This is a genomic window from Rathayibacter sp. Leaf248, from assembly GCF_920939495.1.
Taxonomy (GTDB): Bacteria; Actinomycetota; Actinomycetes; order Actinomycetales; family Microbacteriaceae; genus Rathayibacter; species Rathayibacter caricis.
Genome location: NZ_CAKLAV010000001.1, coordinates 1,348,597 through 1,361,747 on the forward strand (window position 1 = coordinate 1,348,597; position 13,151 = coordinate 1,361,747).

The following is a 13,151-nucleotide window of genomic DNA, read 5'->3' on the forward strand; positions in this document are numbered from 1 at the left end:
ACTCGATTGCCGGGCTCTGTTACGAACAGGTAACGAAGTACCTGAAAGGGTAACGCCTCCCGTTGGCACTCTCCGGGGTCGAGTGCTAAATTCGAGGCAGTTGAGTCGAGTCGGCTCAACTCGAGACTCATCCGTTGCCAGACCGAATGGAGTGATTCCCATGGCCGTCACCTACGACCCCGTCCGCGAGCTCGACCGCTTCGCCTCCGCCCTCTTCGGCTCGGGCCAGGGCCCCCGCCGCATGCCGATCGACCTGTACCGCGACGGCGACCACTACGTGCTCACCGCCGACCTGCCGGGCATCGACCCCGGATCCGTCGATGTGGACGTCGACGGGCAGCTGCTCACGATCCGCGCCCAGCGCACCGTCGCGAGCGGGGACGGAGTCACCTGGATCACCCGGGAGCGCCAGTCGGCCACCTTCGTGCGCCAGCTGAGCCTGGGCCAGGGCGTCGACACCGAGCGCATCTCGGCGTCGTACGACAACGGCGTGCTCTCGGTCACGATCCCCGTGTCCGAGAAGGCGCGCTCCCGCAAGATCGAGGTCGTCTCGACCTCGCACCCCGAGCAGGTGCAGCTGAGCGAGGCGCACTCGGAGTAGCTCGGACCCTCCGGCGGGGCGGCGCGCGCGAGCGGCCGCCCCGCCGTCACGTGCGGCGGCGCCGCCGTACGCTTTCAGCATGCGCGCCACGACTCCCGACGCCGCCGTCGGACTCCTGCTCCCCCGCGACCTCCCCGCCTCGCAGGTCCTCCCCTACGCCCGCCGCGCCGAGGCCGCGGGCTTCGACGAGCTCTGGGTCGTCGAGGACCTCGGCTTCCGCGGCGGCATCGCCCAGGCCGCGGCCGTCCTCGCCGCGACCGAGCGGATCGTCGTGGGCATCGGCATCCTGCCCGCCGCCGCCCGCGCCGCCGCGTTCACCGCGATGGAGCTCGGCACGCTCGCCGAGCTGTTCCCCGGCCGCGTGCACGCCGGCATCGGGCACGGCATGCCGCACTGGATGCGCGGCCTGCGCATCTGGCCGGCCAGCCCCCTCACGCTCCTCGAGGAGCAGTTCGACGCCGTCCGCTCCCTGCTCTCGGGCGAGGAGACGACGCGCGACGGCCGCTACGTCGCGGTCGACTCGCTTCGTCTCGAGACCCCGCCGACGGTGCTCCCGCCGCTGCTCGCCGGCGTCCGCGGACCCCGCTCGCTCGAGCTGGCCGGCCGCATCGCCGACGGCGTCGTGCTCGCCGAGCCGGTCACTCCGGAGTACCTCGCCACCGCCCGCGGGCACCTCGGCACGGGGGGCCGCGTGGTCGCCTACAACGTGGCCGCGGTCGACGACGACGCCTCGGCGGCGCGCGACCTCGTCCGCCCCGGCCTCGAGTGGATCGGCGAGCCGGACTGGGCGCCGCACATCGACCCGCTGCCCTTCGCGGCCGAGTTCCGCGCCCTGCGCGAGCGGAGCGCGGACCGCGCCGCCTTCGTCCGTGACCTGCCCGACGAGTGGGTCGACCAGCTGGCGGTCGTCGGCACCCCCTCGGCTGCCCGTGCGCGGATCGCGCAGCTCCACGACGCCGGCGCCGCGAGCGTCGTGCTCATGCCCTCGGGGCCGGACGCGATGGCGGCTCTGGATCGGCTCGCCCGCGTGCTCTGAGCACCTCCGGACCCCGGGAACGCGGTCGGCCCGCGGGATCCGAGGATCCTGCGGGCCGAAGCGTGCTCTGCGAGCCGGAGGCGGGCTACGCCGACATGCGCGCCTTGAGGTTCTCGTCGAGCGTCGCGAGGAACTCCTCCGTCGTCTGCCAGCCCTGGTCGGGGCCGACGAGCAACGCGAGGTCCTTCGTCATCTTGCCGGACTCGACCGTCTTGATGACGACGTCCTCGAGCGCGAGCGAGAAGTCGATGAGCTCCTGGTTGCCGTCGAGCTTGCCGCGGTGCGCGAGGCCGCGCGTCCAGGCGTAGATCGAGGCGATCGGGTTCGTCGAGGTGGGCTTGCCCGCCTGGTGCTGGCGGTAGTGGCGCGTGACCGTGCCGTGCGCCGCCTCGGCCTCGACGACGGAGCCGTCGGGCGTCGAGAGGACCGAGGTCATGAGGCCCAGCGAGCCGAAGCCCTGCGCCACGGTGTCGGACTGCACGTCGCCGTCGTAGTTCTTGCAGGCCCAGACGTAGCCGCCCTCCCACTTCATGGCCGAGGCGACCATGTCGTCGATGAGGCGGTGCTCGTAGGTCAGGCCGGCAGCGTCGAAGCGCTCCTTGAACTCGGTCTGGAAGATCTCCTCGAAGATGTCCTTGAAGCGGCCGTCGTAGGCCTTCAGGATCGTGTTCTTCGTCGAGAGGTAGACCGGGTAGTTGCGGGTCAGCCCGTAGTTCAGCGACGAGCGCGCGAAGTCGCGGATCGACGCGTCCTGGTTGTACTGGACCTGCGCGATGCCGTCGTCGGGCGCCTTGTAGACCTCGAACTTCATCGGCTCGGAGCCGTCCTCGGGGGTGAACTCGACGGTGAGCGTGCCCTTCCCCTTGAAGACGAAGTCCGTGGCGCGGTACTGGTCGCCGAAGGCGTGGCGGCCGATGATGATCGGCTTGTTCCAGCCCGGCACGAGGCGCGGGATGTTCGAGATGATGATCGGCTCGCGGAAGATCACGCCGCCGAGGATGTTGCGGATCGTGCCGTTGGGCGACTTCCACATCTTCTTCAGGCCGAACTCCTCGACCCGCGCCTCGTCGGGCGTGATGGTCGCGCACTTGACGCCCACGCCGTGCTTCTGGATGGCGTGCGCCGCGTCGATCGTGACCTGGTCGTCGGTCGCGTCGCGGTGCTCCATGCCGAGGTCGTAGTACTCGAGATTCACGTCGAGGTACGGGTGGATGAGGGTGTCCTTGATCTTCTGCCAGATGATCCGCGTCATCTCGTCGCCGTCGAGCTCGACGACGGTTCCCTCAACCTTGATCTTGGACATTGCTCTCCCATGGTCTCGTGAAGCGCCCCGCCTCTGCGCGGGACGGGCGGCTCTCGGCCGCGTCACACGGCCTCAACCAGCTTACCCGAGGGGCCAACTGTCTCGACGTCGAGAGAGTTCCGGGGAGCGGCCGGGTCGCCGGGCGATGCGTCGTCCGCCGGGAGGATGCCGCCCGCCGACCGGCCCGCTAGATTGACCGCATGAGTGCACTGCGTCTGGAAGAGCTGTCGGCCTCGAACATCTCCGCCGTCAACGGCCTGAGCCTCAAACCCGGCCAGGAGCAGTTCGTCGCGCCCGTCTCCTACTCCGCCGCCGCGGCCGTGATCGATCCCGGAGCCGCCTGGCAGCGCGCGATCCTCGACGGCGACGAGCTCGTCGGATTCCTCCACGCGCACTTCGATGAGAACGCCGCGGAGGAGTTCCGCAGCTGCATCTGGCGCATCAACATCGACGCGGCGAAGCAGGGCCGCGGAGTCGGCACCTTCGCCGTCCGCGCCGCCGCCGACGAGGCGCGCAGCCGGGGCTTCGACACCCTCACCGTGATCTGGGAGTCCGGCGAGGACGGTCCCGACCAGTTCTTCCGCTGGGTCGGCTTCGAGGTCGTCGGCGAGACCCCGTACGGCGAGAACATCGGGGCTCTGAAGCTCTGACCCCTCGGGACCTCCGGGACGGATCGTCCGACCGGATCGACCCAGGAGCCGGAGGCGCACCCGACTTCGTCACGGCCGTGCTGGCCGTCGTCGAGTCGATCCCTCGCGGGCACGTGATGGCCTACGGAGACGTCGCCGCGGTCCTCGGGACCCGTGCCGCCCGGGCGGTCGGCACCGTGATGGCCCGATACGGCTCCGACACCGCGTGGTGGCGCGTCGTCCGTTCCGGCGGCGCCCCTCCGGTCGGCCACGAGGACCGCGCCCGGGCGGAGTACGAGCGGGAGGGCACCCCGCTGGTCGAGACGCCGAGCGGCTACCGCGTCGACGTGCGGACCGCTCGCTGGACCGGTCCGCCCGCCGACGCCTGGACCCATGAGCCCGCCGGCCCCTAGACCAGCGAGTCCCGCCAGGCGGCGTGCAGCACGGCGAAGCGGCCCTCCCCGGCGATCAGGTCGGCGGGAGTCCCGTCCTCGACGATGCGCCCGTGCTCCATCACCAGCACCCGGTCGGCGATCGCGACCGTCGACAGCCGGTGCGCGATGATCACCGCGGTCCGATCGGCGAGCAGCGTCTGCAGACCCTGCTGCACGAGCCGCTCGCTCGGGATGTCGAGCGAGGACGTCGCCTCGTCGAGGATGAGCACAGCCGGGTCCGCGAGGAACGCGCGCGCGAACGAGATCAGCTGGCGCTGCCCGGCCGAGACGCGGCCGCCGCGCTTGTTCACGTCGGTGTCGTAGCCGTCCGGCAGCGACACGATGAACTCGTGCGCCCCGACCGCCTTCGCAGCGCCCACGATCTCGTCGTAGGTGGCCGAGGGCCGGCCGATCGCGATGTTGTCGGCGACGGAGCCCGAGAAGAGGTACGCCTCCTGCGTCACCATCACGATTGCGCGGCGGAGGTCCTTCGGGTGCAGCTGCCGCAGGTCGACGCCGTCGAGGGTCACCACTCCGTCGGTCGGGTCGTAGAAGCGCGAGAGCAGCTTCGCCAGGGTCGACTTGCCCGCACCGGTCGATCCGACGAGGGCGATCGTCTGCCCGGCGGGAATGTCGAGGTCGAAGCGCGGCAGGATCTCCCGATCGGCCGTGTACGCGAAGCGCACGCCCTCGAACCCGATGCGCCCCCGTGCCTCGTAGAGGTCGACCGGTCGCGCGGGATCCGGCACGCTCGGCTCCTCCGCCAGCACGCCCGAGATCTTCTCGAGGGCCGCGGCGGCCGACTGGTAGGAGTTGTAGAACATCGCCATCTCCTCCATCGGGTCGAAGAAGCGGCGCGTGTAGAGCAGGACCGCGAGCAGGGCCCCGATCTCGAGCCCGCCGTCGAGCACGCGGATGCCGCCCAGCAGCAGGACGACCGCGACGGTCACGTTGCCGATCAGCACGAGGCCGGGATCGAAGGTCCCGAAGAGCGCGAACACGCGCTTGTAGGTGACGCGGTAGCGCTCGACGAGCTCGCCGAACACCGACTCGTTGCGCGTCTCGGTGCGGAAGGCCTGCACGGCGCGGATGCCGGTCATCGTCTCGACGAACTGCACGATCAGCCGCGACGACGCGACGCGGGTGCCGCGGAACAGCGCCTGCGACCGCTTCTGGAACCAGCGGGTCAGGATCGCCAGAGGGACGAGTGCGCAGGCGAGCACGAGACCGCTCGGCGGGTCGAGCGAGACGAGCGCGATCGCCACGAAGCCCATGTAGAGCGCGCCCTGGACGAGCTGGTTGATGCCCGAGTCGAGCAGCTCGCGGATCGAGTCGAGGTCGCTCGTCTGCCGCGAGATGATGCGGCCCGAGGTGTAGTTCTCGTGGAACTCGAGGCTGAGCCGCTGCGTGTGCAGGAACACGCGCTTGCGGAGGTCCAGGAGGATCGCCTGGCTCACCCGCGCCGACAGCACCGTGTACCAGGCGACCAGGAGGGCGCCGGTGAGCCCGGTGAGGATGTACGCCCCGACGGCGAGCAGCAGCGGAGTCGCATCGCCGTCGAGCACCGCGGGCAGGCCGTTGTCGATCCCGGCAGCGATCAGTGCCGGTCCGGCGACCTGCGCCGCGGTGGAGATCACGACCACCACCGCCGTCAGGATGAGGCGCACCCGCAGCGGCCGCAGCAGCGACCCGAGGAGTCGCAGCGAGCGGCGGCGCATCGCCGCGGACTCGGCGCGCGTGAGGTCGTCGCGCTCCTCGAGGGAGCCGAGCGTGCTCATAAGGTGCTCTCCTGATCGATCGGGGCGGGCCGGGAGCCGACGCGCTCGGCGCCGGGCGCCCTGGACTGCTCGTCCTCCTCGAGGCTCGAGACGACGAAGCGGTAGTGGGGGCTCGTCGCCAGCAGCTCGCTGTGGGTGCCGACGGCGGTGACGCGCCCCTCCTCGAGGAGCGCGACGCGGTCGGCGAGCGCGACCGTGGACGGACGGTGGGCGACGATCAGGGCGGTCGTGTCGCCGAGGACGCGGCGCAGGCCCGCCTCGACCCGGGCCTCGGTGTCGACGTCGAGCGCCGACAGCGGGTCGTCGAGCACCAGCACCGACGGCCGCGCGGCGATCGCCCGGGCGAGGGCCAGCCTCTGCCGCTGCCCGCCGGAGAGGCTCATCCCCTCCTCGCCGACCGTGGTGTCGAGGCCGTCGGGGAGGGAGTGCACGAAGTCGGCCTGGGCGATCTCGAGCGCCTCGAGCAGCTCCTCCTCGCTCGCCTCGGGACGCCCGAGGAGCACGTTCTCGCGGACGGACGTCGAGAAGAGCGTGGCGTCCTCGAAGGCCATGCCCACGTGCGAGCGGAGCTCCTCGCGGCGCAAGCGGCGCACGTCCACTCCGTCGATCTCGATCGAGCCGGCGGTCACGTCGTAGAGGCGGGGAAGGAGCGCGGTCAGCGTCGTCTTGCCCGACCCCGTCACTCCGACCAGGGCCATCGTCTCGCCCGGCTCGACCTCGAGGTCGACGCCGTCGAGCAGTTCGGCGGTGCTGTCGGGTGCGTCCTGGTAGCGGAAGTGGACGTCGCGGAACACGACCCGGCCGCGCGGCCGGGCGATCGTCTCGGGCGCCTCCGGGTCGGTGATCGTGTTGCGGCTGTCCATCACCTCGAAGTAGCGGTCGACGGCGGTGCGCGTGTCGAAGGTCATCGACAGGAGGAACCCGATCGACTCCACCGGCCAGCGCAGCACCGTGGCGGTGGCGAAGAAGGCGAACAGCTCGCCGACGCTCAGCTGGCCGTCGGCGGCGAGGAACACTCCGCCGAGCAGGCACAGCGCGAACGCCACATCGGGCACGAGCAGGAGGATCAACCAGATCCCCGCGATCGCCTTGGCCTTCGCGATCTCGGTGCCGCGCAGCAGCTCCGCCTGATCGGCGAAGCCCTCGAGGGCGTGCTTGCCGCGGCCGAACGCCTTCAGCACGCGGATGCCGTGCACCGACTGCTCGACGGTGGTCGCGAGATCGCCGGCCTGGTCCTGGCTGCGACGGGCGATGCTCGAGTAGCGCTTCTCGAAGAGGAAGCCGTAGATCCAGACGGGGATCGAGCAGACGATGAAGAGGACGCCGAGGATCGGGTTCCAGTACACCAGCACGCCGAAGCCGACGAGGATCGTCAGGGCGTTCACGACCAGCAGCACGAAGCCGAAGGCGATCCAGCGGCGGATGAGGCTCAGGTCGCTCACGGCGCGGGACAGCAGCTGGCCGCTCTGCCAGCGGTCGTGGAACGAGACGGGCAGGTCCTGCAGGCGCTGGTAGAGCGCGGCGCGCATCCGGGCCTCGACCCGCGTGCTCGGGGTCAGCACCATCCGGCGGCGGAGAGCGATCGCGACCGCCTCGAGCACGCCGAGTCCGAGGACCAGCAGCACGGGTCCGATCAGCGGCCCGAGATCACCGGAACTCGCTCCCTCGGTGAGCGGCCCGTCGACGAGTCGCTGGAGGACGATCGGGATGGCCAGCGAGACGAGGCTCGCCACGAGGGCGACCACGATGCCGAGGCTGAGGCGCGGCAGGGTGTCGCCGACGAACGGCAGCAGGCGCAGCAGCACTGTCAGCGTGCTGGGGCGTTGGGCTGTCGGGGACGACGGTGCGGACGGGGAGGAGGGTGCGGACACAGGAGTGCTTTCGCGGCGAGGAGCGGAGGGCGCTGTCGGGCGCCGGAGAGGACGAGTGCCGCGGAGTCCGGCTCCGGGCAGCCTTGCAGGCTATACCCGGTCTCGCGGAGGTGTCCACCCGGGCCGGGGGACGCTGTCGCGGGATGGCGTCCTCGGCGCGTCGGCCCGCTCCCCGCACCGGGCCGCCGCTCCACGCCGTCTCAGCGCACGCGCACAGAGAGGCAGGTCACGCAGCCCTCCAGCTTCTCGAACTCCGAGATGTCGACCGCGACGACGGTGTAGCCGAGCCCGCGGAGGAGCTCGGCGCTGCGGGGCGCCGAGGCCGCCATCAGCAGAGTGTCGTCGTCGAGCACGACGACGTGCGCGCCGGGCTCCTCCGGCATCGGCAGGAAGGAGGGGAAGAGCCGCGGCTCGTCGACGACGGGCTCCCAGCCGATGACCGTGCCGTCCGGCAGAGCCGTGACCGCGCTCTTGAGGTGCAGCGCTTTCGTGAGCGGCACCGCGACCACCGTCCATCCCAGCGGGCGGAGGATCGAGCGCAGCGCCGCGACTCCCTCGGCGTTCGTCCGACCGCCGCGGCCCACGTAGACGGTGCGGCCGATCTTGAGCACGTCGCCGCCGTCGAGGGTGGCGGGCGCCTCCAGGCGGTGCACGGTGAGGTCGAGCGCGCGCGCCGCCTCCTCGGCACCGGCGCTCTCGCCCCGGCGCGACTCGGCACCCGAGCGGGCGAGGACGGCGTGCGAGCCGAACACGACCACCGCGTCCTCGACGAAGACGGAGTCGGGGTGCTCCGGCGCGAACGCGGCCTGGACGATCTCCCACCCCGCGTCCTCGAGGGCGTCGACGTACTCCTCGTACTGCGCCTCGGCGGCCACCTGGTCGACGGGGACGCGCTCGAGGTGCGTGAGCTCTCCGTCGCCGAGGTTCGGGGTCGGCAGGCGGATGATCGCGATGCGGCGCGCGGGCGCCTCCCGCTCCTCGCGGACGGGCGCCAGCGACAGGGCGATCCGGCGGCCGAGCGTGGCGGCCGCGACGGTGAACGCCACCAGGAAGAGGAGGTTCAGACCGCCCAGCGTCGCCAGGATCGACATCCAGACGGTCCCGTCGATCGGAGCGCCGCTCGCGGACGCCTGCACGAGCGTGCCGGAGAGAGCGCCGACCACTCCCGCGAGCAGTCCCGCGATCGCCGCGGTCCACCGCCGCGCGAGCAGTCCGGCGACCGCCAGGACCGCCAGCACCACGAAGGCCAGGACGGTCGAGAGCAGGAAGTAGGCGTTCACCTGCGCCAGCGACGAGGGCTGCAGCTGGTTGCCGACGAAGAACGCGAGCAGATTCGCTGTGTGCGCCGCGACCGCTGTCGCCGCCGCCGCCGCGATCGCCGGCAACACCCTCCGTCCGAGCGTGGGGGCGTTCACGGTGTCGGGCGTCGAGTCGGTAGGCACCCGCCGACCCTACGCGCTCTCCTCCGCCCCTCCCCGTCCGCCCCCTCGACACCTCTCAGGCGCGCCGCCGCGACTGCCGCACGAAGCACCGTCCTGCCCGTGCCTCAGGACTGGGCGCGCGCCGGGCCCCCGCCCCCGCCCGAGCACCGCTTCACGACCAGTCGCCCTCGCCCCCGCCTCCGCCTGGACGCGATACGCCCCCCACCCACCGACCTGCGCCCGGATCGCGACCACTCACTGCTCGACAGCACCGTCCGCCGCCGCAGCACCCGACACCCTCGAAGCCGGGCGTTGAGGAACCCGGCGCCCTCGGAGCGAGGCACACGTCAGCTCGACGCCCACAGGGCGAGAACACGGAAACTCGACGCCCGCAGGGCGAGGCACACCCCGACTCCCGGCAGGCTCCGAGTCCTGGATGGGTCGATGCCCGAAGGGCGAGCCCGCTCAGCGGGAATCGCGTGCCAAGCGATTCCCGCGGCGGGCGACGCTCCCCGCTCCCTGGAACGCACCCCGTCGCGAAGCCGACCGCGCCACGCCGCGCGAGGAGCGGCGTGGAGAAAAGCACCCACTGAGCGCGAAGCGCTCAGTGGAAGAAGTGCCGCTCCCCCGTCGTGTACATCGTGATCCCCGCGCGCTTCGCCGCGTCGATGACCTCGGCGTCGCGGACGGAGCCGCCGGGCTGGACGACGGCCTTCACGCCGGCGGCGAGGAGGACCTCGAGGCCGTCGGCGAAGGGGAAGAAGGCGTCGGAGGCGGCGACGGAGCCGGGGGCGCGGTCGCCGGCGCGGGTGACGGCGAGGTGGCAGGAGTCGACGCGGTTGACCTGGCCCATGCCGACGCCGACGGAGGCGCCGCCCTTGGCGAGGAGGATCGCGTTGGACTTCACGGCGCGGCAGGCCTTCCAGGCGAACTCGAGGTCGAGGAGCGTGTCGGCGTCGGCGGGCTCGCCGGCGACGAGCTCCCAGCCGGAGCTGACCTCGCCCGGGCCTCCCGTGAAGCGGTCGGGCTCCTGGATGAGGACGCCGCCCGAGATCTGCTTGAACTCGGTCTCGACCGGCGCGTAGAAGGAGGGGAGCTGCAGCAGCCGCAGGTTCTTCTTGGTCTTGAGCACCTCGAGCGCTTCGGGCTCGAAGGCGGGGGCGACCAGCACCTCGGTGAAGATCTCCTTGACCGTCTCGGCCATGGCGAGGGTGACGGGGCGGTTCGCGGCGATGACGCCTCCGAAGGCCGACACCGGGTCGCACTCGTGGGCCCGGCGGTGCGCGGAGGCGATGGGGTCGAGGGCCTTCGTGCTCGCGATCGCGATGCCGCAGGGGTTCGCGTGCTTGATGATCGCGACGGCGGGGAGCACGAAGTCGTAGGCCGCGCGGACGGCCGCGTCGGCGTCGACGAAGTTGTTGTACGACATCTCCTTGCCGTGCAGCTGCTCGGCCTGGGCGATGCCGGTGCCGTCGGGCGACACGTAGAGCGCGGCCTTCTGGTGCGAGTTCTCGCCGTAGCGGAGGACCTGCTTCAGTGTGCCGCGGATCTCGACGGCGCCGCCGAACTCCGATCCGTCGCCCTCCTGCCCGGCGAACCAAGCGGCGACGGCGGAGTCGTACGAGGCGGTGTGCGCGAAGGCGCGGGCCGCGAGGGTGCGGCGGGCGGCGAGGGTGGTGCCGCCGTCGGCCAGGGCGGCGACGACTCCGGAGTAGTCGGCCGGGTCGACGACGATCGCCACGTTCGCGTGGTTCTTCGCCGACGCGCGGACGAGCGCGGGTCCGCCGATGTCGATGTTCTCGACGACGGTCGCGGGGTCCGCTCCGCCGGCGACCGTCTCGCGGAACGGGTACAGGTTGACGACGACGAGCTCGAACGCGGCGATGTCGAGCTGCTCGAGCTGCTCACGGTGCGAGGCGAGGCGGAGGTCGGCGAGGATGCCGGCGTGCACGGCGGGGTGCAGCGTCTTCACGCGGCCGTCGAGCGACTCCGGGAAGCCGGTGACGGAGGAGACGTCGGTCACCTCGTGGCCCGCGTCGCGGATCGTCGCGGCCGTCGATCCGGTCGAGACGAGCTCGACACCGGAGGCGGCGAGCGCCGCCGCGAGCTCGAGGAGCCCGGTCTTGTCGCTGACCGAGATCAGCGCTCGGCGGACGGGGACGACGTCGCGGTCGTCGTAGCTGCTGGGGTCGTGGGCGGTGATGCTCATGCTCGGGCGAGCTCCTCGAGATCGACGGTTCCGTGGGCGATGTCGAGCACCGTCTGCACCAGCAGGCGACGCTCGATGGTCTTGATGCGCTCGTGCAGAGCGTGCTCGCTCTCGCCGGGGAGCACGGCGAGGCTCTCCTGGGCGATCACCGGGCCGGTGTCGACTCCGGTGTCGATCACGTGCACGGTGACGCCGGTCTCGGTCGCGCCGGCCGCGAGCGCGTCGCGCACGGCGTGGGCACCGGGGAACAGCGGGAGCAGGGCGGGGTGGGTGTTGATCATCCGCGGGCTGAGGGCGTCGACGACGACGGGAGGCAGGATCCGCATGAATCCCGCGCAGACCACGAGGTCGGGCTCCCACTCGCGGATGCTCGCGAGCAGCTCCTCGCCCCACGCATCGCGGGAGGCGAAGGCGTGCGGGGTGACGGTGAAGGAGGGGACGTCGAACGCCTCCGCGTGCCGCAGCCCCTCGGCGTCGGTGTCGCTGCCGACGGCGACCACGCGCGCCGGGAAGCGGTCGTCCCGGGTCGCCTCCAGGAGGGCGCGGAGGTTGGAACCGCCGCCGGAGATCAGTACGACGAGCTTCAGCACTGCGCAAGTCTAGGGGGAGGCCTCCGCCCCGGACCACCGCGCTCAGTCGCGCGGGGGCCTGCCCGCGGCGAGACCGAGCCCGGCGGCGAGGGCCAGTTCCAGCGCGGCGATCGCGCCGACGACGAGCGGATCCGGCCCCACGACCGCGAGCCGCCCCGGCCCGGCGGAGCCCGCCGCCGCCCAGGCGAGCAGCCCGAGGACGACGCCCCCGACCACTCCGGTGCCGGCCGCCGCGACCGCGCCCCAGCGCAGGAGCGAGCGGCCGTCGAGCGCCTCGATCAGCGGGCGGCGGACCCGCCAGCCCGCGAGGAACCCGGCGAGGATCGGGACGAGGAGTCCGAGGAACCCGAACGGCAGGTCGCCCTGCGGCAGGGCTCCGAGGAACGGGATCGACGGCACGGGCCCGAGCAGGGTCCCGGCCGGTCCGACCGACGAGCCCGCGCCGAGGGCGAAGCCCGGCCCGATCAGCCAGCTCGCCGCCCAGATCACGAGGTCGGGCACGAAGGCCAGCTGCCCCAGCGTCAGCACGAGCCCGCCGAGCGCCTCCGAGCCCAGACCCTCGTAGAGCGCGACGACCGAGGTGTACCCGACGACGAGGAGCACGGCGACGAGCACCGCGGCAGCGCCGACGACGCCGGCTGCCGCCAGCGCTCCGGCTCGCAGCGACGTGAGCACGAGCGGGAGCGCGGGCTCCGGCAGCCGGGCCGCCGCGTCCGAGACCAGCTCGCCGAGCCGGTCCCTCTCTCCGCTGCGGGCGGAGTGGAGGACCGCCCCGATCGCGACACCGAGACCGAACACGAGCGGCGGCAGGACGGCACCCTGCACGGGGGCGATCGTCGCCGACTCCGTGGCGGACCCGAGCGTCACCAGGAACGCGATGGCGAAGTAGGTGGCGATCGCCGCGGTGAACCCGATGAAGCGGAACGGCGACTCCTGCGCCCGTCGACCGGTGCGGGCGCCGAGGAGGATCGCGAGCAGCGCGAAGGCGAGGGGCGCGATCGTGACGGTGAAGGCGTCCGTGCCGCCGGGCAGCCCCAGAGCGAGCGCCGAGTCGGGGGCGAGGCTCGCCCGCAGGTCGGCACCGTGGCCCATCAGCCAGGCGTCGGCCGCGAGGCGCCAGAACACGGCCCAGTCGACGGCCGTGTCGTACTGCACCGCCCAGAGGACGGTGAGCGGGACGAGCGTGATCGCGATGCCCAGGAGAGCCGAGAGCGCGGCGTCGAAGGCGGCGAGGAGGGCGACGGTGATCCGGTTCATAGGCGCGACGAGCCTACCGGCG

The 13,151-nt window shown here is 72.2% G+C and carries 11 protein-coding genes; 4 read left to right on the forward strand and 7 right to left on the reverse strand.

The window, feature by feature from the left end; translation table 11 throughout:
- The first annotated feature begins 160 nt into the window (after nucleotides 1-160).
- Nucleotides 161-601 carry an Hsp20/alpha crystallin family protein gene (locus LRG51_RS06615; RefSeq protein ID WP_056866559.1) on the forward strand — a complete coding sequence of 147 codons (441 nt, stop codon included), beginning with the start codon at nucleotides 161-163 and terminating at the stop codon, nucleotides 599-601.
- Between the two features lie 79 nt (nucleotides 602-680).
- The gene (locus tag LRG51_RS06620) at nucleotides 681-1,637 is read left to right on the forward strand and encodes an LLM class flavin-dependent oxidoreductase (RefSeq protein WP_230671819.1); all 957 of its coding nucleotides are present in this window, start codon (nucleotides 681-683) and stop codon (nucleotides 1,635-1,637) included.
- 85 nt (nucleotides 1,638-1,722) lie between these two features.
- Here the strand turns inward: LRG51_RS06620 and LRG51_RS06625 are convergent, their stop codons facing one another.
- Nucleotides 1,723-2,940 (reverse strand): NADP-dependent isocitrate dehydrogenase, encoded by a 1,218-nt coding sequence (locus tag LRG51_RS06625; RefSeq protein ID WP_055787536.1) that lies wholly within the window; start codon nucleotides 2,938-2,940, stop codon nucleotides 1,723-1,725.
- Between the two features lie 200 nt (nucleotides 2,941-3,140).
- Between LRG51_RS06625 and LRG51_RS06630 the strand changes: the two genes are divergently transcribed.
- Nucleotides 3,141-3,590: a GNAT family N-acetyltransferase gene (locus LRG51_RS06630; RefSeq protein ID WP_055787533.1), complete on the forward strand. Its 450-nt coding sequence runs from the start codon at nucleotides 3,141-3,143 to the stop codon at nucleotides 3,588-3,590.
- Nucleotides 3,591-3,667: 77 nt separating this feature from the next.
- Nucleotides 3,668-3,982: an MGMT family protein gene (locus LRG51_RS06635; RefSeq protein WP_268966567.1), complete on the forward strand. Its 315-nt coding sequence runs from the start codon at nucleotides 3,668-3,670 to the stop codon at nucleotides 3,980-3,982.
- Here LRG51_RS06635 and LRG51_RS06640 read toward each other — a convergent pair.
- From LRG51_RS06640 to LRG51_RS06665, 6 genes are all read right to left on the reverse strand, one after another.
- The gene (locus tag LRG51_RS06640; protein ID WP_230671821.1) at nucleotides 3,979-5,781 is read right to left on the reverse strand and encodes an ABC transporter ATP-binding protein; all 1,803 of its coding nucleotides are present in this window, start codon (nucleotides 5,779-5,781) and stop codon (nucleotides 3,979-3,981) included. The genes LRG51_RS06635 and LRG51_RS06640 overlap by 4 nt on opposite strands.
- On the reverse strand, nucleotides 5,778-7,586 hold the full coding sequence (locus LRG51_RS06645; protein ID WP_442966657.1) for an ABC transporter ATP-binding protein: 1,809 nt from the start codon (nucleotides 7,584-7,586) through the stop codon (nucleotides 5,778-5,780). The genes LRG51_RS06640 and LRG51_RS06645 overlap by 4 nt, the downstream gene beginning before the upstream one ends.
- Before the next feature lie 266 nt (nucleotides 7,587-7,852).
- A complete protein-coding gene (gene ddaH, locus LRG51_RS19585; RefSeq protein WP_329958724.1) occupies nucleotides 7,853-9,094 on the reverse strand; it encodes a dimethylargininase in 1,242 nt (413 codons plus the stop codon).
- A 583-nt stretch (nucleotides 9,095-9,677) separates the two neighbouring features.
- Nucleotides 9,678-11,282 (reverse strand): bifunctional phosphoribosylaminoimidazolecarboxamide formyltransferase/IMP cyclohydrolase, encoded by a 1,605-nt coding sequence (purH, locus tag LRG51_RS06655; RefSeq protein WP_055787521.1) that lies wholly within the window; start codon nucleotides 11,280-11,282, stop codon nucleotides 9,678-9,680.
- Nucleotides 11,279-11,872 carry a phosphoribosylglycinamide formyltransferase gene (gene purN, locus LRG51_RS06660; RefSeq protein WP_055787518.1) on the reverse strand — a complete coding sequence of 198 codons (594 nt, stop codon included), beginning with the start codon at nucleotides 11,870-11,872 and terminating at the stop codon, nucleotides 11,279-11,281. The genes purH and purN overlap by 4 nt, the downstream gene beginning before the upstream one ends.
- A gap of 42 nt (nucleotides 11,873-11,914) precedes the next feature.
- Nucleotides 11,915-13,129, reverse strand: a complete 1,215-nt coding sequence (locus LRG51_RS06665) for a cell division protein PerM (RefSeq protein ID WP_055787515.1) — start codon at nucleotides 13,127-13,129, stop codon at nucleotides 11,915-11,917.
- Nucleotides 13,130-13,151: the final 22 nt, after the last annotated feature.

Excerpts from the sequence above, each read along its gene's own strand:
- LRG51_RS06615 (WP_056866559.1), top strand. The coding sequence starts at position 161 with ATGGCCGTCACCTACGACCCCGTCCGCGAGCTCGACCGCTTCGCCTCC.
- LRG51_RS06620 (WP_230671819.1), top strand. The coding sequence starts at position 681 with ATGCGCGCCACGACTCCCGACGCCGCCGTCGGACTCCTGCTCCCCCGC.
- LRG51_RS06625 (WP_055787536.1), bottom strand. The coding sequence starts at position 2,940 with ATGTCCAAGATCAAGGTTGAGGGAACCGTCGTCGAGCTCGACGGCGAC.
- LRG51_RS06630 (WP_055787533.1), top strand. The coding sequence starts at position 3,141 with ATGAGTGCACTGCGTCTGGAAGAGCTGTCGGCCTCGAACATCTCCGCC.
- LRG51_RS06640 (WP_230671821.1), bottom strand. The coding sequence starts at position 5,781 with ATGAGCACGCTCGGCTCCCTCGAGGAGCGCGACGACCTCACGCGCGCC.
- purH (WP_055787521.1), bottom strand. The coding sequence starts at position 11,282 with ATGAGCATCACCGCCCACGACCCCAGCAGCTACGACGACCGCGACGTC.
- LRG51_RS06665 (WP_055787515.1), bottom strand. The coding sequence starts at position 13,129 with ATGAACCGGATCACCGTCGCCCTCCTCGCCGCCTTCGACGCCGCGCTC.